This window comes from Streptomyces cyaneofuscatus (assembly GCF_000718135.1).
GTDB classification, from domain to species: Bacteria; Actinomycetota; Actinomycetes; order Streptomycetales; family Streptomycetaceae; genus Streptomyces; species Streptomyces cyaneofuscatus.
This window is the reverse complement of sequence record NZ_JOEM01000107.1, coordinates 1-252: the sequence shown is the minus strand read 5'-3', so window position 1 is coordinate 252 and position 252 is coordinate 1. Positions and strand designations below refer to the sequence as shown.

Below are 252 nucleotides of genomic sequence, written 5' to 3'. Positions count from 1 at the left end.
CTGGGTTGATAGGCCAGATGTGGAAGCCCTGTAAGGGGTGGAGCTGACTGGTACTAATAGGCCGAGGGCTTGTCCTCAGTTGCTCGCGTCCACTGTGTTAGTTCTGAAATAACGAACAGCTGTGATTACACCGGTTGTTCAGAATTTCATAGTGTTTCGGTGGTCATTGCGTTAGGGAAACGCCCGGTTACATTCCGAACCCGGAAGCTAAGCCTTTCAGCGCCGATGGTACTGCAGGGGGGACCCTGTGGG

Annotated in this window: 1 rRNA gene; it reads left to right on the top strand. The window is 53.6% G+C overall.

Annotation, left to right across the window (positions count from 1 at the left end):
* Positions 1 to 155 precede the first annotated feature (155 nt).
* Positions 156 to 252, top strand: a 5S ribosomal RNA gene (gene rrf, locus IF17_RS1000000137320); the annotation flags it as partial.